The 23,898-nt window shown below is 44.6% G+C and carries 13 protein-coding genes; 9 read left to right on the top strand and 4 right to left on the bottom strand.

All coding sequences use genetic code 11. From position 1 onward, the window contains the following. The first annotated feature begins 85 nt into the window (after positions 1 to 85). The 5 genes from J2X77_RS02795 (at position 86) to J2X77_RS02815 (ending at position 9,354) form a co-directional block, all read left to right on the top strand. Positions 86 to 1,477, top strand: coding sequence for an IPT/TIG domain-containing protein (locus tag J2X77_RS02795; RefSeq protein WP_310078882.1), 1,392 nt, complete (start codon positions 86 to 88; stop codon positions 1,475 to 1,477). Positions 1,478 to 1,565: 88 nt separating this feature from the next. Continuing rightward, on the top strand, positions 1,566 to 4,634 hold the full coding sequence (locus J2X77_RS02800; RefSeq protein WP_310078884.1) for a TonB-dependent receptor: 3,069 nt from the start codon (positions 1,566 to 1,568) through the stop codon (positions 4,632 to 4,634). Between the two features lie 10 nt (positions 4,635 to 4,644). After that, complete coding sequence (locus J2X77_RS02805) at positions 4,645 to 6,663, top strand: RagB/SusD family nutrient uptake outer membrane protein (protein ID WP_209579363.1); 2,019 nt, start codon at positions 4,645 to 4,647, stop codon at positions 6,661 to 6,663. 80 nt (positions 6,664 to 6,743) lie between these two features. After that, positions 6,744 to 7,745, top strand: a complete 1,002-nt coding sequence (locus J2X77_RS02810; protein WP_209579362.1) for a DUF4973 domain-containing protein — start codon at positions 6,744 to 6,746, stop codon at positions 7,743 to 7,745. A gap of 70 nt (positions 7,746 to 7,815) precedes the next feature. Then, positions 7,816 to 9,354, top strand: a complete 1,539-nt coding sequence (locus J2X77_RS02815) for a family 43 glycosylhydrolase (RefSeq protein ID WP_209579361.1) — start codon at positions 7,816 to 7,818, stop codon at positions 9,352 to 9,354. An 88-nt stretch (positions 9,355 to 9,442) separates the two neighbouring features. On the opposite strand, the gene J2X77_RS02820 is transcribed toward J2X77_RS02815, so the two are convergent. Together J2X77_RS02820 and J2X77_RS02825 are read right to left on the bottom strand one after the other, a co-directional pair. Beyond that, a complete protein-coding gene (locus J2X77_RS02820; protein WP_209579360.1) occupies positions 9,443 to 10,207 on the bottom strand; it encodes a response regulator in 765 nt (254 codons plus the stop codon). Between the two features lie 2 nt (positions 10,208 to 10,209). Then, on the bottom strand, positions 10,210 to 13,386 hold the full coding sequence (locus J2X77_RS02825) for a two-component regulator propeller domain-containing protein (protein ID WP_293938639.1): 3,177 nt from the start codon (positions 13,384 to 13,386) through the stop codon (positions 10,210 to 10,212). A 242-nt stretch (positions 13,387 to 13,628) separates the two neighbouring features. Here J2X77_RS02825 and J2X77_RS02830 point away from each other — a divergent pair, with 242 nt between their 5' ends. Then, positions 13,629 to 14,693, top strand: coding sequence for a glycoside hydrolase family 43 protein (locus J2X77_RS02830; RefSeq protein WP_293938641.1), 1,065 nt, complete (start codon positions 13,629 to 13,631; stop codon positions 14,691 to 14,693). Between the two features lie 110 nt (positions 14,694 to 14,803). On the opposite strand, the gene J2X77_RS02835 is transcribed toward J2X77_RS02830, so the two are convergent. Then, the gene (locus J2X77_RS02835) at positions 14,804 to 15,805 is read right to left on the bottom strand and encodes an Rpn family recombination-promoting nuclease/putative transposase (protein ID WP_209579357.1); all 1,002 of its coding nucleotides are present in this window, start codon (positions 15,803 to 15,805) and stop codon (positions 14,804 to 14,806) included. Positions 15,806 to 16,140: 335 nt separating this feature from the next. Here J2X77_RS02835 and J2X77_RS02840 point away from each other — a divergent pair, with 335 nt between their 5' ends. The 3 genes from J2X77_RS02840 to J2X77_RS02850 are packed head-to-tail and all read left to right on the top strand — an operon-like array spanning position 16,141 to position 22,135. Beyond that, positions 16,141 to 19,335, top strand: coding sequence for a SusC/RagA family TonB-linked outer membrane protein (locus J2X77_RS02840; RefSeq protein ID WP_310078888.1), 3,195 nt, complete (start codon positions 16,141 to 16,143; stop codon positions 19,333 to 19,335). Between the two features lie 11 nt (positions 19,336 to 19,346). Continuing rightward, complete coding sequence (locus J2X77_RS02845; protein WP_293938645.1) at positions 19,347 to 21,206, top strand: RagB/SusD family nutrient uptake outer membrane protein; 1,860 nt, start codon at positions 19,347 to 19,349, stop codon at positions 21,204 to 21,206. 2 nt (positions 21,207 to 21,208) lie between these two features. Beyond that, positions 21,209 to 22,135, top strand: a complete 927-nt coding sequence (locus J2X77_RS02850; protein ID WP_209579354.1) for a hypothetical protein — start codon at positions 21,209 to 21,211, stop codon at positions 22,133 to 22,135. A 115-nt stretch (positions 22,136 to 22,250) separates the two neighbouring features. Here J2X77_RS02850 and J2X77_RS02855 read toward each other — a convergent pair whose 3' ends face one another. After that, entirely contained in the window at positions 22,251 to 23,897 is a 1,647-nt protein-coding gene (locus J2X77_RS02855) for a RagB/SusD family nutrient uptake outer membrane protein (RefSeq protein WP_293938646.1), read from the bottom strand. Position 23,898: the final 1 nt, after the last annotated feature.

Genomic DNA, 23,898 nt, shown 5'->3' on the forward strand with positions numbered 1-23,898 from the left:
TCGCTGTCCACAAACGCGAATCTAGAGAAAATCAAACACATACTTCACGTAGTTTGAAAATCGGCAGAATTTAACCGAATGAATGATGAAAAAGTATAAAAAGCATTTCATGTACCTCAGCTTAGCTATGATTTTCGGTCTCCTTTTTAATTCCTGCAAGGAAAAAGAAGGTGCCAGTGAAGATCCAGACAAGGGCATCTCAGGCAAGGCCGTTTTTACCGATTTCGCCCCAAAAAAAGGAGCCGTCCGCACAAGGCTGTATATTGAAGGAAGTAATTTCGGCAGCGATGTCAACAAAATCAAGGTCTTTATTGGTGAGCAGGAACTCAAAGTTGTTGGGTCAAATGGCAGCCAGATTTATTGCATGATCCCGCGGTACACCAGCTCCGGAAAAGTAAAAGTGGTTATTACCCGCAGCGCAGGAGAAGCAGTTGAACACATTTTCCCCGAGGAATTCCAGTATGCTAAAAGTACCGCTGTCGGCACCCTTGTCGGCAATGTGGATGAAAACGGTAATTCATCCATTATAGATGGTAATTTTGATGAGGCTAGATTTGCCTATCCAGCCTATATCACCTACGAGCCCGAAAGCAATGCACTCTTCGTAACCGAACTGGACAGAGCCGTCCGCCGCGTAGATTTGCAAACAAAAACAGTTTCCACACTGATTACCAATGGACAGGCCGGCTTCACGAAAATGCAGACCACCACATTGAGTGCAAATACAGATACCCTATTCCTCACCGACGACAACCAGAATCTGACGGCCAGAACCAAGGTCGCCATTGCCTATTCCCTCCGCTCCGAAAACTACCGCCGGGTACATCCATATCTCTATGATCCTGCCGCCTATTCCTGCGCCCCACACCCCATTCACAATAACATGTTCTACAATGGATATGCCGGTATAGCCATCAAAAAGGCTGTATTTGACCCTTTCCTCAACGAACTCGGACCCAAGGAACTCTTTAAAATCGGCGGAAATACCAATAACAGCTCCCTGATCTTTTTTCATCCAACAGGTAACTACGCATACATCGTTTCCTACGGTTGTATCTATAAAAGCGTGTACGACTGGACGACCAGAGAATTACAACCGCCCATTATCTTTGCCGGTAGTCCTACAGCCAAAGGCGATGTCGATGCCATCGGCACCTCCGCCAGGATCGAGCGTGCTTATCAAGGTGTATTTGTCAAGAATCCCGACTATGCAGGACAGGCCGATGAATATGATTTTTACTTCTGCGACCAGTACAATCAAAGTATCCGCACGTTAGCCCCCACAGGTGTGGTCAGCACTTTCGCAGGCAAGGGTAGCCCCACCCCCGATGGTAGTAAAAGCGGCTATATTGATGGCGACCCGCGCAAGGAAGCCCGGTTTGCCGATCCCACCGGAATCGCCTACGACGAAGAACGTAAGATATTTTACATTGCCGAGCGCAATAATAAACGTATCCGCACCATATCGATCGAATAAAAAAATTTAAAAGCATACAAACAGATCCATTCCGTACGCTATAATCTAAAGATAGCGTCCGAAAGGCGTATTGACCAATAATAAACCAATGAAAAAAAGAATTCTACTGCTCCTACTGGCTCTGATCGCCGTTAAGCTCAACCATGCGCAAAATGGCTCGCGCATTCCGGTCGCCATCACCGGAGCTGTCAGCAACAAGGCGAAGGAACCGCTTAGCGGCGTCACGGTAACCATAAAAGACCAACCCGGACTCGGAACAGCCACCGACAACAAAGGAAACTATACCATCAAAGCATCCAAATACCAATGGCTGGTCTTTGCCATGCTCGGTTACGAAAAACAGGAAATATTAATCAAAGATGACCTCAAAATAGATATTATACTAAAAGAAGCGGACCATAGAGCCATGGACGAGGTCATCGTCACCGCGCTCGGACCACAGAAGAAAGCCACAGTCACCGGTGCCGTCACTACTGTCGATCTCTCCCAGCTAAAGACACCAACCTCGAGTATTACCAACGCACTAGCAGGAAATGTGGCGGGCGTAATGGCGATGCAGTCTAGTGGTCAGCCCGGAAGTAACATGTCCGAATTTTGGATAAGAGGTATCTCCACATTTGGCGCCGGCACCTCAGCTTTAATCCTTGTCGACGGATTCGAGCGTAGCCTAAACGAAATCAGTATTGAGGATATCGAATCATTTTCGATCCTCAAAGACGCCTCCACAACCGCGATATATGGTTCTAGGGGAGCCAATGGTGTTGTTTTGATCACCACAAAAAAAGGAAAAACGGATCGCGTGAGCATCAACGGCAAACACGAGGCCTCCTACAATACACGAACATTTACACCGAGTTATGTCGATGGGCATACCTATGCAAGCCTCATGAATGAATCACGTATCACCCGCAACGAAGAGCCATTTTACAACAACGAGGAACTCTTCCTCATAAAAAATCGACTCGATCCTGATCTATACCCCGACATCAATTGGATGGACATGTTTTTAAAGGACGGTGCCTTTACACAACGTAGCTCGCTCAATTTCGACGGTGGCGGCTCACTGGCAAGATACTTTGTTTCCGGAAGTTACATCAACGAAGGCGGAATGTACGAAACCGACGAAAACCTCAAAAATTATAATACCAACGCCAATTATAAAAGATGGAATTACCGCGCCAATATCGATATGAACCTCACCAAATCCACTTTGCTACGCGTGGGTATCAGCGGGTCGCTGGGCAAACAAAACCTTCCCGGCGGCACATATGATGAAATCTGGGCCTCGCTCATGGGGCAGAATCCCATTTCTATTCCCATTAAATACAGCGATGGACGTGTTGCATCCAGAGGTGGGGCAGAAAAGCAGAACCCCTGGGTATTGATCACACAGCAGGGATATATCGAAAATTGGGAAAACAAACTGCAGACCAACGTTACACTAGAGCAAAACCTCGATGTGCTGACCAAGGGGTTACGTTTTGTAGGACGCTTTGGTTACGACATCAACAACAACAATAATATCCGCAGAATGAAATGGCCAGAAGGCTGGATGGCCGAACGGCTGCGCAACTCCGACGGCGAGCTTGTACTCAAAAGAACAATTACCGAGCAGCTTCTCACACAGCGCTCCAATGCCACCGGCGACCGCTTTGAGACCATGCAAGGTGAATTACACTATAACAAACAACTCAAAGATCATACCCTCGGCGGAGTAGTACAGTATACACAAGAAAAACGCGTCAACACCTCCAATTATGGCGAGGATATTATGCAGGGCATAGAACGCCGAAATCAGCGGCTCGCAGGTCGGTTTACATATGGCTATCAGTCGCGCTACTTCTTCGACTTCAATTTCGGTTACAACGGATCAGAGAATTTTGCCAAAGGCCATCAGTTTGACCTCTTTCCAGCCGTCTCCGGAGCATGGAATATAGCAGAAGAAAAATTCATCAAAGAGCGGCTTAGCTGGATGAATATGCTCAAGATCAGGTACTCTTTTGGTAAGGTCGGCAACGACGCCATGCCCGTACGCTTCCCCTATCTAGCTTCTTTTAGCACCGATGAAAATCTCGGCTACAATTGGGGCGATATCGAAAGCAAAAACCTTTACCCTGGACTCACCTATTCCCGTATAGCCTCCAATTCCATTACCTGGGAAATTGCCACCAAACACGACCTCGGACTCGATTTTTCTTTTTTCAATGACAAATTCGGTGGACAGCTCGACTACTTTCATGAACAACGTGATGGAATATACATGGAACGTAAATATATCCCTTTTGTGGTCGGCCTACAAGGACAAGATCCCAGGGCCAACGTCGGTTCTACACGATCCGAAGGCTTTGATGGCCAGATGCGGTTTACCCAAAAGATCAATCAGCTCAGTCTAACGGCGCGTGGCACCCTGACCTACAGTAAAAACACCATCCTCGAAGCCGACGATCAGTTCAGCAACTATCCATACACCACCCTTTCCGGCTTTCGGGTCAATCAGAACAAAGGGCTCATCGCCTTAGGACTTTTTAAAGACTATGAAGATATCCGAAACAGTGCTACCCAAAACTTTGGCCGTACTGCCCCCGGAGATATCAAATACAAGGATATTAATGGCGATGGGAAAATCGACGACACCGATATCGTACCCATCGGCGCTACGCGTTACCCTAACCTCGTCTATGGCTTTGGCTTATCAGCAAACTACAAATCATTTGATGCCAGCGTACATTTCCAGGGTGCCGGAAAATCCTCCTTCTTTATTAACGGGTATACAGTATACCCATTCAGCCAGGGCGACTGGGGAAATATTCTGACCGATGTTGTCGAATCCAACCGCTGGATACTTGGCGTCAACGAAGATGTAAATGCCCAATACCCCAGACTCAGTTACAGCGGTAGCGCCAATAACTACCGCGCTTCAACCTATTGGCTCCGCGAGAGTTCGTACCTACGGCTCAAAACCCTCGATATAGGATATGCCATACCCAACGGATTCACAAAAAGAATAGGCGTCAAATCGGCACGACTCTATGCCATGGGCACCAACTTGCTGACCTTCTCCAAATTTAAATTGTGGGACCCCGAAATGAACAGTTCCAATGGTCAAGCCTATCCACTGGCCAAAACAATCACCCTCGGACTTACCATCAACCTCTAACGATAGAAACATGAAGAAAATAACACTACTCGCACCCTTGCTGCTCAGCGTCAGTTTATGTCTATCCATCAGCTCCTGCTCCAAATACCTGGATGTTGAGCATTTTTTTGATGACCGACAGAGCGAAGATCGCATTTTTAAAAGCAAGGATTATACCGAGCAATGGCTCGGAAACTGTTACAACAAACTATTGGACTACAACCTCGAAATGGGCCATCGAAATTATACCATCTCCAACTACTCGGACGATATGTTCTACAATGAATCCGCCGGGGGCAACGGCGATGAGTACCGGCGATTTAAATTTGGAGAGTACGATTATACCTGGCAGCGTCAATCGTGGGCACAGTCCTATGGCGGAATCCGTCAAGCCTCAGTCATGATACACAGCATGGCTGAAGGCGGAGCTTTCACACCAAAACAGGTAACAGATTACAAGGCGCAGGCACGCTTTATCCGTGCCTACCTGTACTGGCTACTCCTACGCAAGTATGGTCCAGTACCAATTATGCCAGACAAAGGCGTAGACTACGACGAAAGCTACGACAAACTAGCCTACCCGCGCAACACCTACGATGAAGTAGCCACCTTTATTGCCGAAGAAATGGCCCTGGCAGCGCAAGATCTACCCCTAAAACGCGACAATCGCAATATCGCCCGTCCTACGCGTGGAGCAGCATTGGCCACACGCGCCAAAGCATTATTATTTGCGGCAAGCCCCCTGGCCAATGGTAACGCAGAAATGAGCGACTTTACCGACGATAAAGGCCGTGCGCTGATTTCGGCACAATACAACGAAGATAAATGGGCACGCGCAGCAGCGGCGGCCAAAGATGTGATCGATTTAAATGCTTACAAGCTCTATACAGCCGATTTTAAAGCCAAAGGTACTACCGACTATCCAGCCACCATCACACCCCCACATCATCCAGAATACTCCGACAAGAACTTTCCGGAAGGGTGGGCCAATATTGATCCCTTCGAATCCTATCGCGCCGTATTTAACGGTGATCTATATGCGTCCGAAAATCCAGAGATGATCTTTACCAGAGGGGAAAATCAAACCGATGAAAACCATGGTATTATCGCGCTGACAAGGCACCAGATGCCCCAGGTGGGCGGCGGATACAACTGCCATGGCATTACCTTAAAACAATGTGATGCGTACGCCATGAATGACGGAACCACATTTAATAGACAGCAAATCCGGCAGAAATACGGAGCAAATATGTTTGTGCAAAAGGCTGAACTTGATCAATTCAAGCCACTCCTGGAAAATGTCTGGAAAGACTTTGCCCATCGAGAACCACGATTTTATGCTTCAGTGGCCTATAGTGGCACGCTGTGGACCATGTCTAGCGCCACCTCCAACTTATCCAATGTCACGAACAAACAGATCTTCTATTATCGGGGTGAAAATGAGGGCATGATCAATGGTGACCGCTGGCTACCTACGGGGATAGGCATGATGAAATTTGTCAACCCAAAAGATAATGCCACAGGCAATGGCGGCAAGATATACCCCAAAGTGGAAATCGCCATACGGTATGCCGACCTGCTGCTCATGTATGCTGAAGCGCTCAATGAGATCAATGGATCCCATATGATTGCCAGCTGGGACGGCAAAACTACGCATCAGATCACTCGAAATATTGATCAGATGAAAAACAGTATAGGTATGGTTCGTATCCGCGCGGGAGTGCCCAATTATGACAACGCCATATATACCGATCAGGCAGCGTTACGCCGCCAAATCAAAGGTGAGCGGCAGATCGAATTGCTGGGCGAAAATCAGCGCTACTACGACTTGCGCCGATGGAAAGATGCTCCAATAGATGAGGCAGAACAGATCTACGGCTACAATGTATATATGACCAAAGACAATGCGGACCTATTCTACACCCCTGTGCGCGTACCGCAACTCCAGACTATATTTTCTAAAAAAATGTACTTCTGGCCCGTCGACTGGGATGAGCTCCGCAAAAACAGACGCATGACGCAGGCACCGGGATGGCCTTCTTTCGATTAATGAAACCAGCCAGAAAGAATTAGATAGAAAATACCGCAATAAACATTGCATACTTATTTAAGCATTAGAAATAAAAACACATGAAAAAGATTTATATCTATATTTTAACCCTAGTCTTGGCCTTGTTCCAAACGGGGTGCAACGATGAATGGGAAGAAGAATTGTATACACAGATGGTGTCTTTTAAAGCCCCAATTGGAAGTGAAGGTGTATCCGAAGTCTATCTGCGCTACAACAAGACCGGTGAAGTCACCTATAAATTGCCTATCATACTGAGCGGCTCCCGCGAGAACGATAAAGACCGCTATGTCAAGGTGGCTGTGGATAGCGATACACTAGCCACTTTTAACCAGGAAAAATATCAGTACCGCAAAGATTTATATTTTAAACAGCTTCCCGAACAGTTTTTTGCACTGCCCAACGAGAGCTGCCTAATTCCCAAAGGAGCACATACCGAAAATTATCCGATCAAATTTAAGTTTGACAACCTCGATCTTGTCGAACGCTATGTACTTCCACTGTCCATTCAGGAAGACCCCTCCTATGTGACCAATAAGCGCAAAGGATGGCGCAAAGCATTGCTCTATGTCAAACCATTTAATAATTATTCGGGCAATTATTCCGCCACATCCATGAATGTCTATGCCGACGGGCAAACTAAAAACCCACTTGTATCTAGCGTCAGAACATCGTGGGTGGTAGACGAAAAAGCGGTATTTTTCTACGCCGGAGTTCTGGAAGAGAAATCAGAAGATCGAGGCCGTTACAAGATTATCATGGAGTTTATGGAACCCTCGGAGGATGTTAACGGTATAAAATCGGGTACCCTTCATGTGTATGCCGCCGACAAATCCATCAACTTTGAAATGCTCGGGCAGCCCACCTATCAATTAAGGGAAATCGCAGATGCCACCAAAAAATATTTGGTCAAACAGTACTGCACCGTCAACCTAAAATACAAATATGACGATATCACCACCATGCCCGGTGTGCCCGTGCGCTACCGCGCCGAAGGAAGCATGACGATGGAACGCTCACGCAACACCCTTATTCCAGATGAAGACCAGGCAATACAGTGGTAGCATACGTCCAGGTAAATGCTGATCAAACAAGCGATGCAATCCAATTGAAAATCTTTAAACAAACACATCCATGAAAAGAATGACAGTGACCTTTTATTTTATGATGAGCAGCATGTTATGGGTATCTGCCTGTCAAAAAAACAATCCCACAAACGATTTAGATCCCATCCCAAAAAGCAATACCCAACCCGTAGATTCTGCTACAGACAATACAGTAGTGGTAGATAGTACCTTCTCCAATCCACTCATGCCAGGTGGTCCCGATCCTTGGGTAATCCAAAAAGACGGTACTTACTATTATACCTATACCCAGGGAAGCAAGCTCGTCATCCTCGAAACCAAAAGCATGTCCGAACTTGCCTCCGCACGGCGATATGAAGTCTATACCCCTCCTGCAGATCAGCCCTATTCAAAGAATTTATGGGCGCCCGAATTGCATGAAATCGATGGCAAATGGTATTTCTATTTTGCAGCAGATAATGGCAGCAATGCCAACCACAGAATGTATGTGCTCGAAAATTCTTCTCCCACCCCCGTTCAGGGCAACTGGGAAATGAAAGGTAAGATTTCCGATAGTGCAAGCGAGTGGGCCATTGACGGAACCATTTTGCGGCATGACGGAAAGATGTATATGATCTGGTCGGGCGGGAATGCCGGTGCACCGCCCCAAAACATTTATATAGCGCCCATGAGCAACCCCTGGACCATTTCCGGACCAAAGGTCATGATTGCCACGCCCAACTATGCATGGGAGAAAAACGGAAATCCAATCAACGAAGGCCCCCAGGTGTTGATCAATCCACAGGGCAAAGTCCATATCGTTTATTCGGGCAGCGGTTACTGGTCTGACGGCTATTGCCTCGGCCTGCTCACGCTAAAAGATGACGGAGACCCACTACAGGCAGCAGATTGGACAAAACGCAACCATCCCGTATTTTCCATGAGACCCGAAAGTAGCATTTATGGTCCCGGCCACAACGGTTTTTTTAAATCTCCTGATGGAAAAGAAGACTGGATGATTTATCACGCACGTAATGTAGCCAACGACGGCAATGCCACACGACGTCCCTATATCCAGCGATTTTCCTGGCATACAGATGGCTCCCCAAACTTCGGTCTACCGGCCAATCCTGCACTCAAACAAAAGCGTCCAGCAGGAGAAAAATGGCGGAAAATGTATACCAAGAAAGGGTGGACGGTCGCTGACTTCAGTTCCGAAGAACCCAATAACAACCGGTCGGCTGCAGCAGTGATCGATGACAATATCAACTCCATATGGATAACCCGCTATTCAGTCAATCCAACAAAGTACCCCGACCATTACCTCACCATCGACATCGGAGCAGCCCAACCCGTAGATGGTTTTGTAATCCATCAGAAAGATGGCGACAGAAAGATCAAAGAATTGGAAATCCATGTCGGCAATGACAATCAAAACTGGGAAAATCTGGGCACCTTTACCTTGAGCGATGTCAATCTCCTGCGGCAGTTTATCGACCTGGCGCAGACCAAGCAATTTCGCTATTTTAAACTCGTACCAAAGTCAGGCTACGACAATCAACAGCAGCCCGGCCTGGCGGAAGTCGGTATATTCCGCAATAGCGATTAGTATACCCTAAACGATGATTACTGAAAACTATAGGGGCAGTCCAAAATTATTGGATTGCCCCTTTTTAATCCCCTATCGTTACATCGAATCAGGATCTCGGCATTGACTTCAGGTAAGCCGATGGAGATACCTTATAATATTTTTGGAAGTTCTTATTAAAGATACTTTGTGAACTATACCCGACCAGGGTAGCGATCTGCTGTAAACTAAATTCATTTTGCGCCATGAGTTCAGTCGCTTTCTTTAAACGCGTTTTATCGACAAGTTCCTTGGGCGAAAGCGCAGAAAGCTGCTTTATTTTTCGGTAAAATGTAGGCCGGCTCATCAACATATGTTCAGCAAGTTCATCAATACCAAGTTCCGGATACCTAAAGTTTTTTTTGATATAAGCATCCAGCTTGTGCAAAAACTCAGCGTCCAGCTTCGAAGGCGCCAGCAAACGGACATCTTCAAACGGCGCATGAGCAAAATGAGTTTTTACATTCACCCTATTTCTTAGCAGATTGTCCACCTGCACCAATAAAAGTTCCAAAGGAAAAGGTTTCTGAACATAAGCATCGGCACCCACTTCAAGCCCCTCGATATGCGCAGTATAACTGTTCTTTGAAGTCAGCAATAGTACCGGTATATGGCAATAGTTCAGATTCGATTTTATGAATTTACAGAGTTCGAAACCGTCGATTCCCGGCATCATAATATCCGAGATAACCAGATCAATCATTTCGCTATCTAAGATAAGTTTTGCACTTTCACCGTTGTCAGCGGTGTGTGTACAATAATTTTCATTCAATTCTTCAGACAAGAATTCCAGAATTTCTAAATTGTCGTCAATAATCAATATGTGCTGTCTCATAATTATCTGATTTTTTTCCAACTGCTAAGTTCAAACTCCCTTTCCTGCCGTAGCGGCAGCACCAATTCAAATACAACAAGGCTACCACCATTTTCTATAAGCTGGAGCGTACCCTTGTGCAGCTCGCTGAGCGACTTGGCCAGCGAAAGACCAATCCCGGTTCCAAACCCAAGACTATTTTCTATCCTAAAAAACGGCTCAAAGATCTTTTTTGCATATTTATCAGGAATAGGTTCACTATCATTTTCTACCGTAATGTTAAAACTGTTTTTTTCGATATCTGGATCTGCCAGCCGCACATTCACGTAGGTGAGACCATATTTTATAGCATTAGAGAGTAGATTGTTCAATATTTTTACCGTAGCTTCACGGTCGACAAAAGCGATGACATCATCCTCCGGATAAGCACTGTTCAAACGGATATTATTCTGTTCGGCGATCTGTTCAAAAGAAGACATCACTTCTTTTAACAAATCAACAATATTTGTTTTCACAAAATTGAGCCCAAATTGATGCAATTCTGTTTTTCTAAAATCCAGCAGTTCCGCTGTCAGTTCGGTCAGTCTCAATGTATTTTTTTCAACCTGTAACAAGTTTTTACGGATAGTGTCGCTATCCGTAATTTTTCGTAGCATGCCTTGCACACGACCGAGGATCAATGTCAACGGCGTTTGTATTTCATGCGTGATATGCGTAAAAAACTCAATTTTAGCCGCATAGATTTCACGTTCCTTTTCATGTTCAAACCGCATAAGTTTAGCCACATTTTTTCGAATGGTCCATCGATGGTAATAAAAAGCAATCAAAACCAAAAGAACGATCACCAGCAAAGTATAGAAGCTGTATGCGGCAAAAGTTTTCCAAAATGGCGGCGTTATAATAATCACAAGCCTACGTTCAATACTCCTCCAGCTGCCCGTATTACTTTTCGCCCGCACAGTGAAAATATATTTACCCGGTTGTATATCCGTAAAATAAGCCTTTCTATTGCTAGCAAGAATTGTGCGTTTTTGAGCTAACCCCTCCAATATATATTCATATCTGGTAACGGCCGGAGAAGCATAATTGAGCGCAGCAAATTCAATACTGAAGTTATTTTGGTTATAAGCTAAACAAATACTGTCGAGGTACACTACCGAACGCTTGATTGGACTTTTATCCACACCAGGATGGATAGCTTTATTGTCTATCTCCAGGCCAGTAATAAATAAAGCCGGGCGAGGTCCAGTGTTTAAAAAATCTTTGGGATCAAAGGCGATCAGCCCTTTCACTGACCCAAAATACAAGATACCAGACCTGTCTTTGTAAGCCGAACAAAAATTAAACTGATCAGTGATCAATCCGTTGGCTTGCTGATAGTTTTTAAAGGCCCCCGTTTTAATATCCAGGCACAAAATTCCCTTCAACGAACTTATCCAAAGGTTTTGAAAATCATCTTCCAGTATACTAAAATACACATTGGTCGGAAAGCCCGCAGCAGTGTCGTATCTTTTAGTTGACGTTCGGTCTCGACTTAAGCGGATCAGCCCACCACCTTCTGTGGCAAACCAGATCGCCCCCATGCTATCTTCATGGATACCATATACCGGAAATTCGGGAATCTGACCTATTTTAGTGCTGCTCCCAAATCGAATATTCCCCTGTACACCCGACTTGGGATGATAGTAATAAACACCGTTCGACATGGTGCCCACCCAAATAAACCCATTTCTATCCTCCCGGATGCTCAGCACATAAGGACGACCAGGGATATGATTGATGCGATCAAAAGTCTTTCTTTTGAGGTCGTACCTGAACAGGCCGGCGTTCTCATCATAAGCAGTACCCACTAATACCGTGCTGTCACTTGTCTGAAAGATGCTCAACACAAAATCGTTGCCAGATTCGGCGGGTAGACCGATAGCACGATGCTGCTGACGGATTAGCCCTGTCCGAATATCCATAATCTCCAATCCCCGATGAAAGGGCCCCACAAGAAGATCATTTCCCACAGCGAGCAGACCGTGGATATTCGGATAGGAAAGCGCATTTTCACCTGTTGTTGGATAGTGCCTAAAAAATTGCCTCTGTGGATCAAACCTATTGAGACCGGCATCTTCCGTGCCAATCCAGAGGTGACCATCCCGATCAGGAACTAGCTCACGGACGGCATATCCTGATATCGAATTCTGTCCCACAATAGGGTAGTATTTCCGAAAACGTGCGTTTTCAAGCGAGCAATAGTTCAGGCCACCAAAAAAAGTACCCAGCCACATCCCCCCGCTTTTATCTCTGCACACTTTATAGACCGCGTTATCCGTCATAGCATACGGGTCATCAGCACGCTTACCAAGATGCCGGCATTTTTTGATATTGGCATTATAGATATACACCCCAGATTCAGTTGCGACCCAATAATCGCCATTATTTCCCTTACAGATATCCCGCACAAAAATAGCGCTATCCTCCTTTTCACTAAGCACAATCGTTGTCGTTGTTTGCTTATCCAAATCATAGCGCTTAAGCCCAGCTCCAAAATATCCAACGAGTACGGCACCATCATCAAGCGGGAAAATAGCACTAATGGTATTCATATTCGAAGGCCTGTTAAAGTTCACCGTTTTCATGGTTTTCGCAAGCACCCCACGCGAGTCGAAAATACGGAGTTCCCCCTGCTTATTACCCGTCCACAGATTTGTGGCACCATCCAAAAATAAGGCAGTAGTCTGTATCTGATAATTTTTGACCATGCTCTTTTTTATGCTATAGCGCCAAAGCGACGAATTGGCAATAAACCAGATATCATCCCCATTGGCAATTACCTGTTCGATATACACCTGCGGAATCAGATCAACCGGCGATATCACCTCACCAATGGTATCGTACCGGTACATTCCCTTTCCTGTGCCGATCCATAGTATTCCTGGCTGCCCTTCGGTCAATGTATTGATTACATTGTTGCCGATGTTATTAAAAGGATCATCTTTATTTTCGCAAAGCTTAAAATTGTAGCCGTCAAATCTGCACAGACCAGCACGCGTGCCAACCCACATAAAGCCTTTGCCATCCTGTAAGATGGAGCGAACAGCCTGATGAGGAAGTCCATCCTGCGTCTGATAGTGCTTGAAATAATATTGGGCATGACAAACAACCACGCTAAACTGCAGGATCAGCCAAACAAAAAAAGTAGGATAAGACATAATCTATGTTGGCAATCGGTTCTTTCAAATATAATCAAATGTACCAAAAAATGACAAGAGCACATATGATGACATTACGGACAGCCAATAGCCGTGTGAAACAAAAAATGGTACAGCGCGGTCTAAATCAAGAAAATGTTAGCTAAGTCTATTCACTTTGAGACAAAACGACAAAAGATTGAGCAAAAAAGGAATGAAATTTTGACTTCTTTTGAAGAATTTAACACCAATTATACATGACGATGAAAAGACCATTTCCCCTATTGTTATTTATCCTACTATTATCTTTTGTGTTAAAGGGACAGACCGTAATACAAAATCCTTTACCAATCGCTTTCGGTGATCCTTTCGTCCTGACGGATTCCGATGGGAAATATTATATGTATGGCACCGGCGGCGATGTACACAAAGGCTTTGGAGCCTATTCATCCACCAACCTGCAAGACTGGACTTTTGAAGGGCAGGTTTATCATCATGACAATAAAAACGGATGGGGAATAGATGCATTTTGGGCACCTGAAGTATACCGGCGAAATGGTCGTTACTATATGCTGTATAGCGCCCAGTGGAAAGATAATCCGACGCGAGAACTTGAGAATTTCAGGATCGGTGTTGCCGTATCAGATAAGCCCACGGGGCCATTTATCGACTGCTACGATCGGCCAATTTTTGATCCAGGCTATCCCATTATCGATGCCAATCTTTGGTTTGAAGATGGCCGGGTTTACCTCTATTATTCCAGATGTTGCTACAAACATCCGGTCGAAAGCGAGGTGGCCACCTGGGCAAAAAAGAAAGGCTGGTATGATAAGGTGGAAGAAAGCTGGGTATACGGCGTAGAAATTAAACCTGATTTTTCCGGTATCATTGGCGAGCCAAAATTACTGTTGCGTCCGCCACTAACAATGGGCGTTTCCGACGATTGGGAGAGCAGATCGGTAACCAGCAGAGAAGTAAATCGGCGGTGGACAGAAGGCTCTTATCTCTTTAAAGAAGGCCACACGTATTATATGATGTATTCGGCGAATAATTTCGATGGCAAAAATTATGCAATCGGTTATGCCACTTCGAAAAGTCCATTAGGCCCATTTAAAAAAGCCTCAAACAATCCCATTTTACAAAAAAATGGGCTGGTAACAGGTACTGGTCACAATAGCATAGCCTATTCGCGGGATGGCAAGCAGCGGTATTGTGTCTATCACGGTCGCACCGAAGCAACGGGGCATCAACGACTGGTTTTTATAGACCCGATGGAAATTACCGCTGACGGCAAGCTTATCGTACATGGACCCACATTAAAAAAGTGATAACACAAAAAAGCGATGTATTCCTACACAGTAGAAATACATCGCTTATATAAAGACAAAATCTCTTATTAACTGGATTTAAAAATCATGCACCTATTAGATCAAAATGACTAAACCATTTTAAGTTTTTCAATTTCTTCAATAGAAAGACCTGTAATATCACTAACATCCGCTTTGTTATAACCCTTCACTAGCATCTTTCGAGCAGATTCCAAAGCCTGTTTATGCTCTCCTTTCGCGAGCCCTTCAGCAAGACCTTTTTCAAGACCTTCAGCAAGACCTTTCTCAAGACCTTTAGCAAGACCTTTCTCAAGACCTTTAGCAAGACCTTTCTTAAGACCCATTGCTTCGCCAGACCGAATAGCTGAATTGTAAACGCTCTCTGCATCACGCTTATGTTTTAAACTCGATTCGTATGACATGCGATCCTCCTCTGTTAATTTACCTATTTCTCCTATTTCAAAGATAAGGCCAAATATCCTTTTATCCAAAAAAGACGGTAATTTATCCATGGTACTCAAGTGTTTAAGTACATATAACCACTGATCCATGACTGATTGAAGCTCCCCGGGCTTTTTATTAAACATCGGCAAAGACACTAGTTTATACCCCAGCTTATTATAAAAGATTTCATGCGTTGTCTTATCACATAATGCGACATCATAGAAATAAGGACGATCAGTCTTGCGCAAAAGAAAAGCCTCATCCTCCCCATGAAGTTTAAATTCTAAAACCCCTATAAAATAAATCACAGGTAAACAGTAATCATTACCCTTCTTCCCCTTTGACAATTGCTTATTAATCAAACGTGACGTATAATAGACAGCGCGATCCTTGAAATATTCCTGAAATAACTGCTGCATCTCTATAATAAATATCTCTCCATCTGTACCGATACAATGTAAATCAAAAACAACCCTTCGCATATCTTCTTGATCACCGTCATACTCTATAGACTTATAAAATAAATCGGAAATTATTTTCTCACCTTCAAATAAGCTATTGAGGAATTCGATTAAAAGAATCTTATTTTCCTCTCGCCCGAAATAAAGCTTCCAACCAAAGTCAGTACGGGGATCAACATATTTACCAATCGATTTTAATCTTGCCATAATAATTTAAGTTTTTGGTTATCAATACAAATATAACAAAAAAAAACTAAAATATTTAGTAAATAAGTTTAATATATCACTTCCTTTATTTTGGCCATTCCAAAAAATGTTTTAAGTAGCTGCGCTCATTTCATTTACAGCCGAGCCAACAGTTCAGGACAGTTGATTAAAAAATTACCCCTATCATTACCCAACAAACCTGTTACAAAGCAATTCTTTAATGGAATATCGTCCACGCAAAATAGTGGATAATACGAACTTGTTCAGGTTTGCACGATAACCAATTAATCTGCCGTAAAACGCTTTTTAAAACCTATTATAAACAAGTTAAATGTATGAATTATCCATTTTTCAAAAAATCTTTGCTAAAGCGGAGTATCAAGCTTCTTTGCCCCCTGCTTGCGCTCTCGCCAGCCCCGGTTTTTGCATTGCCAACAACAAATTCTCCACTTCTGCTTTCCACAAAATTTGCTGGTGTCACCGGCCGTGTGCTTGATCAAGACGGCAAGCCTGTCCACGGCGCAACTATTCTGGTCAAAGGCAGCAAAGCCGGCGTAAAAACAGGAGAAGATGGGGTGTTCCATATCAACCTTCCTGCAGACAATACAGTTATTGTTGTGAGCTATGTGGGCTATAAAGTACAAGAAATAGACACGAAGGGCAAAACCAATATCACAATCCGACTCGAGTCCAATACCAGCATAGATGAGGTTGTCGTGGTCGGATACGGCACAAAAAAACGGCGCGAAGTCTTGGGTGCCGTGGCCTCTGTTGACCCAAAAGAAATCCAGGACATCCCGGCAGCCAATATTGCCGCAGCCCTACGCGACCGCGTCGCAGGATTGGGCGTAAGCGAGTCTTCGGGCAGGCCAGGAGCAGCAGTTACCCTCAATGTTCGTAATGCTTTCGCCTCAGACCAAGCCAAATTGCAAGGGGTAACCAATGAGCCACTGTATGTTATTGACGGTATTATTTCATCATCCGATGTCTTTGAAAACCTAGATGCGTCCATGGTAGAAAACATTTCGATTCTTAAAGACGCATCCGCAGCCATTTATGGAGCCTCCGGAGCAAAAGGGGTTATCCTAGTCACCACCAAAAGAGGGCAGGCAGGAAAGACACAGCTCACCTACAACGGTTACCTCGGTATCTCAGACGCTACGGTAAAGCCAAAAATGCTTTCAGCCTATCAACACGCCAAATTACTGAACGAAACCTACGCACTCAATAATGCCCAACCCACAGACTTCTTTTCGGATGAAGACTTAGCCTATTTAAAAACAAATCCGTATAAAAGCTGGTATGATGAACTTTGGAAACCCTCTAAAATGGAACGCCATAACCTATCCATTTCCGGTGGAAGTGAAAAGATAACCTTCTTTGCAGGCGGAAGCTATCAAAAAGAAGACGGTAACTATGCAGGTATGAGCCAACAGAAATATTCATTCCGATCCGGCTTCAATACACAAATTATTGACGGTTTAAAAGCTGATATTGCCTTTAATGTAAATAATACAAAGACCAATAGCCAAAACAGCCTATCCGACGACCGCGATCAAAACTTCTATCAAACCCTGATTACGACGCCGCAATGGGTACCCATACAGATCGATGGCCTACCGGTAAACTTCAGTAACATCAATGCCAATAGCAATACCAATCCACTGGCAATCATCAACTCAGGCTACTACCAAAAACGCAGCAACGCAAATTATAACATTAACGCCTCCCTAAATTATGCGCCAGAATACCTCAAAGGATTCAGCGCCCGCATACAGATCTCCAATTCGGGAACATCTTCCAGTGGCCAAGAATACCTCCCGGCTTACGATCTATACGAGTTTGTACGCACAGGCAACAACAACAAGCTCTACACCAACACCGTAGACAAAGTGTTTCGTATGGATGGTAGCAAGACAAGGATTTTACCCTCCTTGGGTAAAGGGAATAGTTACCAGGGAAATATCGTATTACAATATGCAAATACTTTTGGAAAGCATAGCCTTGATCTCATGGTAGGTGCAGAGCAGTCGGCTTCCAATGCAGAAGGATTATCCGCTTACTGGACCAATCAACAGCTGCTAAATTTAGATGAATATTGGGCATTCGACCAATCGACTTTCACGCGGTCCGACCGATCAATCACCGAAGCCGTCAAACGATCCTTCTTTGGAAGGCTCAATTACGATTACAAGAAAAAGTATCTACTTGAAGTGATTACCCGTGTCGATGCCTCCTCCAATTTTGCGAAAGGTAATATCTGGGGGGTATTCCCCACGGTCGCGACTGGTTGGGTGGTCAGTGACGAAGAATTTTTTAAAGACCTCAATTATATCAGCTACTTAAAACTAAGGGCTAACTATGGACTGGTAGGTGAAGACCGTGTGTTAGCGCGGCTATGGCAAGAACGGTTCAGTGTCGACCTCGTTAATACAGGCTATCTCTACGGCGAAACACCGGTCGCATCACTCAACCCAACCATTATTGCCAACCCCGATATCTCCTGGGAGAAACACCGTACCTTCAACTTCGGAATAGAATCCCGCTGGTTTGACAACAAACTGAGCTTTGGGTTCGAATACTATCTCCGAAACTCGTACGATGTATTTGACAAAGGTAACGACGAGAATTTTCCGATGTACGCCGGATTCAAAGCACCAGTCGTCAACTACCAGAAACGAAGAGGCTGGGGTACCGAATTTTCCTTGGGTTACCAAAACACCTTCTCCAACGGATTCAAACTTTCCACCAATATGAACTTTGGCTATTCGGCAAGTTACACGACCCAAATGTACTTCAACAAATTCCAGCTATGGGATTTCTCCTATCCAGACTGGAAGGTGGAAATGGGAACAGACTCCCGTAAATACAACAGTTCAAATTATGGACTGATCTATCAGGATATGTTACGTACACAACAGGAAGTGGATAATTTCTTGGCCAAAAACCCCAACTATACCATCGACGGCAAAGTACCACAGGTCGGCTGGACCGTATACGAAGACACCAATGGCGATGGCAAGATCACCGAAAAAGACCTAACCACCATGTTTGATAATACATCGCCGGTTTTTTCAACAGGGATCACCGTTGGCTTGGCTTATAAATCGTTCTCCTTAAACACCAATTTCAGGGCCGTATTTGGCGGAAAGGTATTCTATGAGTCCCAAGCCATGACCGCTCCTACTGCATTCGTGAATGTTCCAAGTTTTTGGGAAGACCATTGGTCGTCGGAAAACCCCAATGGAAAATTCCCACGATATGACGATGCTGCGATGATGAAAAAGTGGAATTCTACCTTCTGGGCAGAAGATGGTACAACCATCCGGATCAACAATATGGTGTTCAACTGGAGTGTCCCTAAAACCTTTACAGATAAGATCAATGTACGCTCGCTCAAGCTGATGCTGTCGGGTAATAACCTATGGACCATTGTCGCACCATTTAAACACCGCGACCCCTATTCCTCTTCTTTGTACAATTATCCCACAATCCGTACGATTTCCTTTGGTTTAAACTTTGGTATTTAAAATTTTAAGACATGAAAAGACATTTTACATACATAATAGCCTTATTGGTGGCGTCGAGTACAGCCCTGATGACACAGAGCTGTAAAGATGATTTTTTTGAGCTCGTAGATCATGGTGGTCTGGACGCCCGCATTTGGGACAACGAAGGTGCCATTGAATACTATCTGGCTGGTACCTATAGCATGATCATGCCTACCCATCCGCATGAAGTCACAACAAACGATATGCAGATGCACTATGCCAGTGACGAAAACTACTTTTCGGGAACGAATGCAGCCAGCAAAAAAGTATTGGGTCTGAGTGGGGAAATCACACTTAATGATGTCAAATACATTGCCACCAAATACCAGGGTACCAATATTGGGGATAACCGCTACTTTGACATTGCACGCTGCAACAATGCGATCGCCTATATTCCAGCAGGAACCCTGCCACCAGAGGTCAAGAAGAAATTTTTAGGACAGTTTTATGCCCTACGCGCCATAGTATATTTTGAGCTTACACGGCTCTACGGTGGCGTGCCCCTTGTACTCGACCCTCAAAATCCAGACAAACTGGAGTTAAGTGGTCGGGTATCCGCAAAAGCATGCTTTACACAAATCGTCAGCGACTTGGATGCTGCAATGACGAATTTAGATGGCGTAACCTGGGACGATGGCACTGGCCGCGGTAAAATTACCAAAGCAGCAGCAGCAGCGCTGAAAGCCAAAGCGCTGCTATACTGGGCCAGTCCACAGTTTAATCCAACCGACAATGCAGCGCATCCCTACGAAGCACAACGTTGGCAAACTGCTTTTCAGGCAAGCAAAGAAGCCTATGAACTCTGTCAAGCTACTGGGCGGGCCTTAATGCCCAACTATAATGAAATCTTTTTAAAAGAAGGCATAGCCAATACAGAAGCGGTACTACTTCGTTCCTATTCTGCCACATCACCTAAGCGTTACACTATTGTCGAACGCGCATCGCGCCCCGCCTCCGAAGGCGGAGCACCAGCAGATTATTATGTTCCGACCACCCTTTTGCTCAAAGCCTATCGCATGAAAGATGGCACACCCGCCAACGGGGATAACCTCCTGTATGATGATGCGCTTTTTTGGAAAAACAGAGATCCACGGTTCAAAAACACCATCGTCTATAACGGTGCAGACTGGCCATTGAGCGGCAAGACAGGACGAAAACAGTGGAACTACACCAATGCAGACGGAGAATCCTCCATAAAATCCTTTTATTGCAAAAAATTTGTCAATCCATCACTTTCATCTGCATCTGTGGGCATTTTCAATGACATAGGCGGCAATGGTATGGACTGGATTGAAATCCGATTTGCCGAAGTCATGATGAATTATGCTGAATCAGCAAATGAAACAGGCGATCTGGCGCTCGCTAAAGAACTGATCCGTAGTATCCGGCAACGCGCCGGCATCGAACAGGGGAAATACGATTACGGTTTGTCCCTTGCTGCCAACAAAGAACAGATGCGCGATCTACTGATGAACGAACGGCAAATTGAATTCGCTTTTGAAGGCAAGCGCTATCACGACCTACGACGGACGCGTCGCATGCATACCCTCGAAGGAACGATCCAAACGTATCTGTTCGAAACCAAATCCGATGCTCTAAAGAAAATATTAGAAGCAAAGAACGCTGCCGGGATCATGCATCGCGAGCGTTTGGACATGAACAATAGAGATACCGTATTGAATTACTTCAAATATCCCTATAATTTACGCGCAGAAAGCGCGAATGGAGCCTTTGCTTTCCGTGATTATTATTATTTCTACCCACTGCCAAATACCTTTATGAGCTCCTCTCCATTGCTCGAACAAACAATCGGTTATGAAGGCGGTACATTCGATCCACTAAACAACTAATTATGAAAAAGAAATATTTATTGCTCCTTATCCTCTTCAGCATATTGCTTTCCTGCAAACGGGAAGGCGACAATATTTTCAATCAGTTTACGGATGTTAAAGTGACGCTGCACCAAGAAAATGAATTTAGTATTGGTACTTACAAGGATGTTGCTTCCGGAGACTCCATCTATGTCGATTTTACGATTAGCTCAGCTTCCAAAGACATGCATCAGGTATGGATCTTTTACAATGGCGCCGGTGCAGCAGCGCTCAAAATCCCATTGGCAGACGGCGAAAAAAGAAGCCTCCGCTATGTTTATAAAATTAAGGCCGATAAGGTGGGTCTTACCACTTTTCGAATAATGGCGGTGGACAGCGAAGGCGTATTTATGGGCGATGGCTATACTTCAGTGACCTATAATGTGCTATCAGATTACGCCCATCTGAACAATCGCGTGCTCTATATGCCAGATAGCACAGCGCAAAGCAGCGCTTGCTTTATTGATCTGATGGAAGGGAAAACATATACCTATGCTGAAGCCAAAGCGAATGCAGGAAAAATCGATCTGGGGATGTATCGCACCTATAAAGTAGAAGCCAATGGAGCCATTACCTATTCCTATAATATCTATTCGCTACAAGCCAGTCCAATTCCCTTTAAAGCTTTCGACTTTACGGATCTATCCGGAAAAGGCCGGGCAACCTATTTTTCCGGTATACAGACCAATCAGGCCTCCACATTTCTAAACACCTTAACATCTGGAACAGTTATTCAGAACAATGCAATTTCCCGCAAAACGACCAACCTTTCGCTAAATGATCTTAAAGTGGGCAGCATGTTCTACTTTAAGACACCAGACGAAAAATATGGTGTCGTTATCGTCAATGCTTTGAGCGGATATGACAACAGTCGCTATCTAAACATCAGCATTAAACGTCAAAACTAATTTGTCCCTTTTATCCCTTTATAGTATGGGGTACCGCAGCTCTGCTGGTACCCCTAACATAATAACATTATTCAAATGTAAATTACCCCCCTAACCGCTCCTAACCCAAAGCATCTTAGTAACCAGGATTTTGCTTTAAGTTGGGATTCATCGATATCTGCTGTTGAGGTATCGGAAACACCGTTTTGTTTTCAGCAGTAGGTTTATGATCCCACCACGTTGCGGTATGAAATTTACCAAAACGGATTAAATCACGCCTTCTGAACCCCTCAAAAATAAACTCACGCCCACGCTCCGCTAAAAGCTCATCTAACGTCAGCGTACTCGTATTGTATTGTGCTGCCGCCCAGTCGGCATCAGCAAATGCCCTTTTTTTGCACATATTAATTAAGTCTACTGCAACTTGTGAAGCAGTACCGCCGCTTTTGCGCATCAGCGCTTCGGCTTTCGCAAAATAAATCCAGCTCAAGCGATACACATTCCAATCGGTATTGTTGTAATTTTCATTAACAGGTATAACAACGCCATTCACATTCCCTTCGACGTTATTTCCAATTTTATATTTATTAAATCGGATCCCACTGTTTTCTTCACCGTCGCTCATGGTAGACGATGTACCCCCCGATTTTGCCCGACGAATATAATCCACAAAGACAAGCTGTTCACCTTTATACTCTTCCGATCCTTCAACCATTTTACCGTCCACAAATTTCACCATTGGGCCACTTAAAAACCATTCCTTTTTCCGTAGATCATTTGCTGCATACTGACCGAAAACACCGGGAACCAATACAATCCCATTATTTCCGTTTCTGCCGCCACCATAGATTTCACTCTGCACAAAATGATAGAACTCACTCGGAAAACCCGCCGAAAAATCAGCTTTTTTATAATCGTACGCGATAGAAAAAATGGTTTCCTTGGAGAGATCATTCGTCGGAACATAAGCGTCCTTAATATTCGGATCTAATTCCATGGCGCCATTCAAACCACCCCCGTCACCCGATATCAACTTATCAGCGGCCGCGATACAGTCGTCCCATCTCGGCTGTCCATACCATTTCTCAGCATTTAAATATAGTTCGACTAGCATCGCGTACCCTGTAGCCTGCGACACCCGACCCAACATCGCCCGCGATAATTTTGGGGCTAAGTCAATATTATCTCGAATTTCTTTCTCAATAAATTCAAACACTTCTTTGGTAGAAGAGGGCTCCGGAAGAGGTTCTTCAGCAGTGGTCGGCGCTTTTGTGGTTATCGGAATATTTCCGAAAAGATCCATCAGCTTCAGGTAGTGCAACGCACGTAAAAGCTTAAGCTCGGCAATGTATTGATTCTTTTCTTCCGTTGTAATCCCCATACTGGCCACGTCAGATTTTTCAAGAATATCGATGGGGCTATTGCATAGACCTACCCCCCAGTACATCAGTACCCAGGCTTGATTCAACCCACCTTCATCGACCGTCCAGGTATGGTAATGAAGGCGTTTCCATTTTCCATTATCTTCTCCATGCCGCCCTTTTGTTGGCCAGGCCAATTGATCGGCCGATAATTCGGCTGGACGCCACCAGCCATCCTGTCCCGAGGGCGATATCCAAGCGTTGGCATGGGTATACGGTCGCAATACAGCAGAAATTACTTCATTCTTATTTGCATAAAAATCTTCTGCGACAATAACATCGTAAGCATTTTCATCCAATTTTGTACAACTTGACGCACTGACGACACATGCCAGCATTAAAATTTTAAAAATATTTTTCATA

This window comes from Sphingobacterium sp. 2149 (assembly GCF_031455655.1).
In the GTDB taxonomy this organism is placed as follows: Bacteria; Bacteroidota; Bacteroidia; order Sphingobacteriales; family Sphingobacteriaceae; genus Sphingobacterium.

What these genes read in the sequence shown, in the direction of transcription:
- J2X77_RS02795 (WP_310078882.1), top strand. Translation starts at nt 86, where the DNA reads ATGAAAAAGTATAAAAAGCATTTCATGTACCTCAGCTTAGCTATGATT.
- J2X77_RS02800 (WP_310078884.1), top strand. Translation starts at nt 1,566, where the DNA reads ATGAAAAAAAGAATTCTACTGCTCCTACTGGCTCTGATCGCCGTTAAG.
- J2X77_RS02805 (WP_209579363.1), top strand. Translation starts at nt 4,645, where the DNA reads ATGAAGAAAATAACACTACTCGCACCCTTGCTGCTCAGCGTCAGTTTA.
- J2X77_RS02810 (WP_209579362.1), top strand. Translation starts at nt 6,744, where the DNA reads ATGAAAAAGATTTATATCTATATTTTAACCCTAGTCTTGGCCTTGTTC.
- J2X77_RS02815 (WP_209579361.1), top strand. Translation starts at nt 7,816, where the DNA reads ATGAAAAGAATGACAGTGACCTTTTATTTTATGATGAGCAGCATGTTA.
- J2X77_RS02820 (WP_209579360.1), bottom strand. Translation starts at nt 10,207, where the DNA reads ATGAGACAGCACATATTGATTATTGACGACAATTTAGAAATTCTGGAA.
- J2X77_RS02825 (WP_293938639.1), bottom strand. Translation starts at nt 13,386, where the DNA reads ATGTCTTATCCTACTTTTTTTGTTTGGCTGATCCTGCAGTTTAGCGTG.
- J2X77_RS02830 (WP_293938641.1), top strand. Translation starts at nt 13,629, where the DNA reads ATGAAAAGACCATTTCCCCTATTGTTATTTATCCTACTATTATCTTTT.
- J2X77_RS02835 (WP_209579357.1), bottom strand. Translation starts at nt 15,805, where the DNA reads ATGGCAAGATTAAAATCGATTGGTAAATATGTTGATCCCCGTACTGAC.
- J2X77_RS02840 (WP_310078888.1), top strand. Translation starts at nt 16,141, where the DNA reads ATGAATTATCCATTTTTCAAAAAATCTTTGCTAAAGCGGAGTATCAAG.
- J2X77_RS02845 (WP_293938645.1), top strand. Translation starts at nt 19,347, where the DNA reads ATGAAAAGACATTTTACATACATAATAGCCTTATTGGTGGCGTCGAGT.
- J2X77_RS02850 (WP_209579354.1), top strand. Translation starts at nt 21,209, where the DNA reads ATGAAAAAGAAATATTTATTGCTCCTTATCCTCTTCAGCATATTGCTT.
- J2X77_RS02855 (WP_293938646.1), bottom strand. Translation starts at nt 23,897, where the DNA reads ATGAAAAATATTTTTAAAATTTTAATGCTGGCATGTGTCGTCAGTGCG.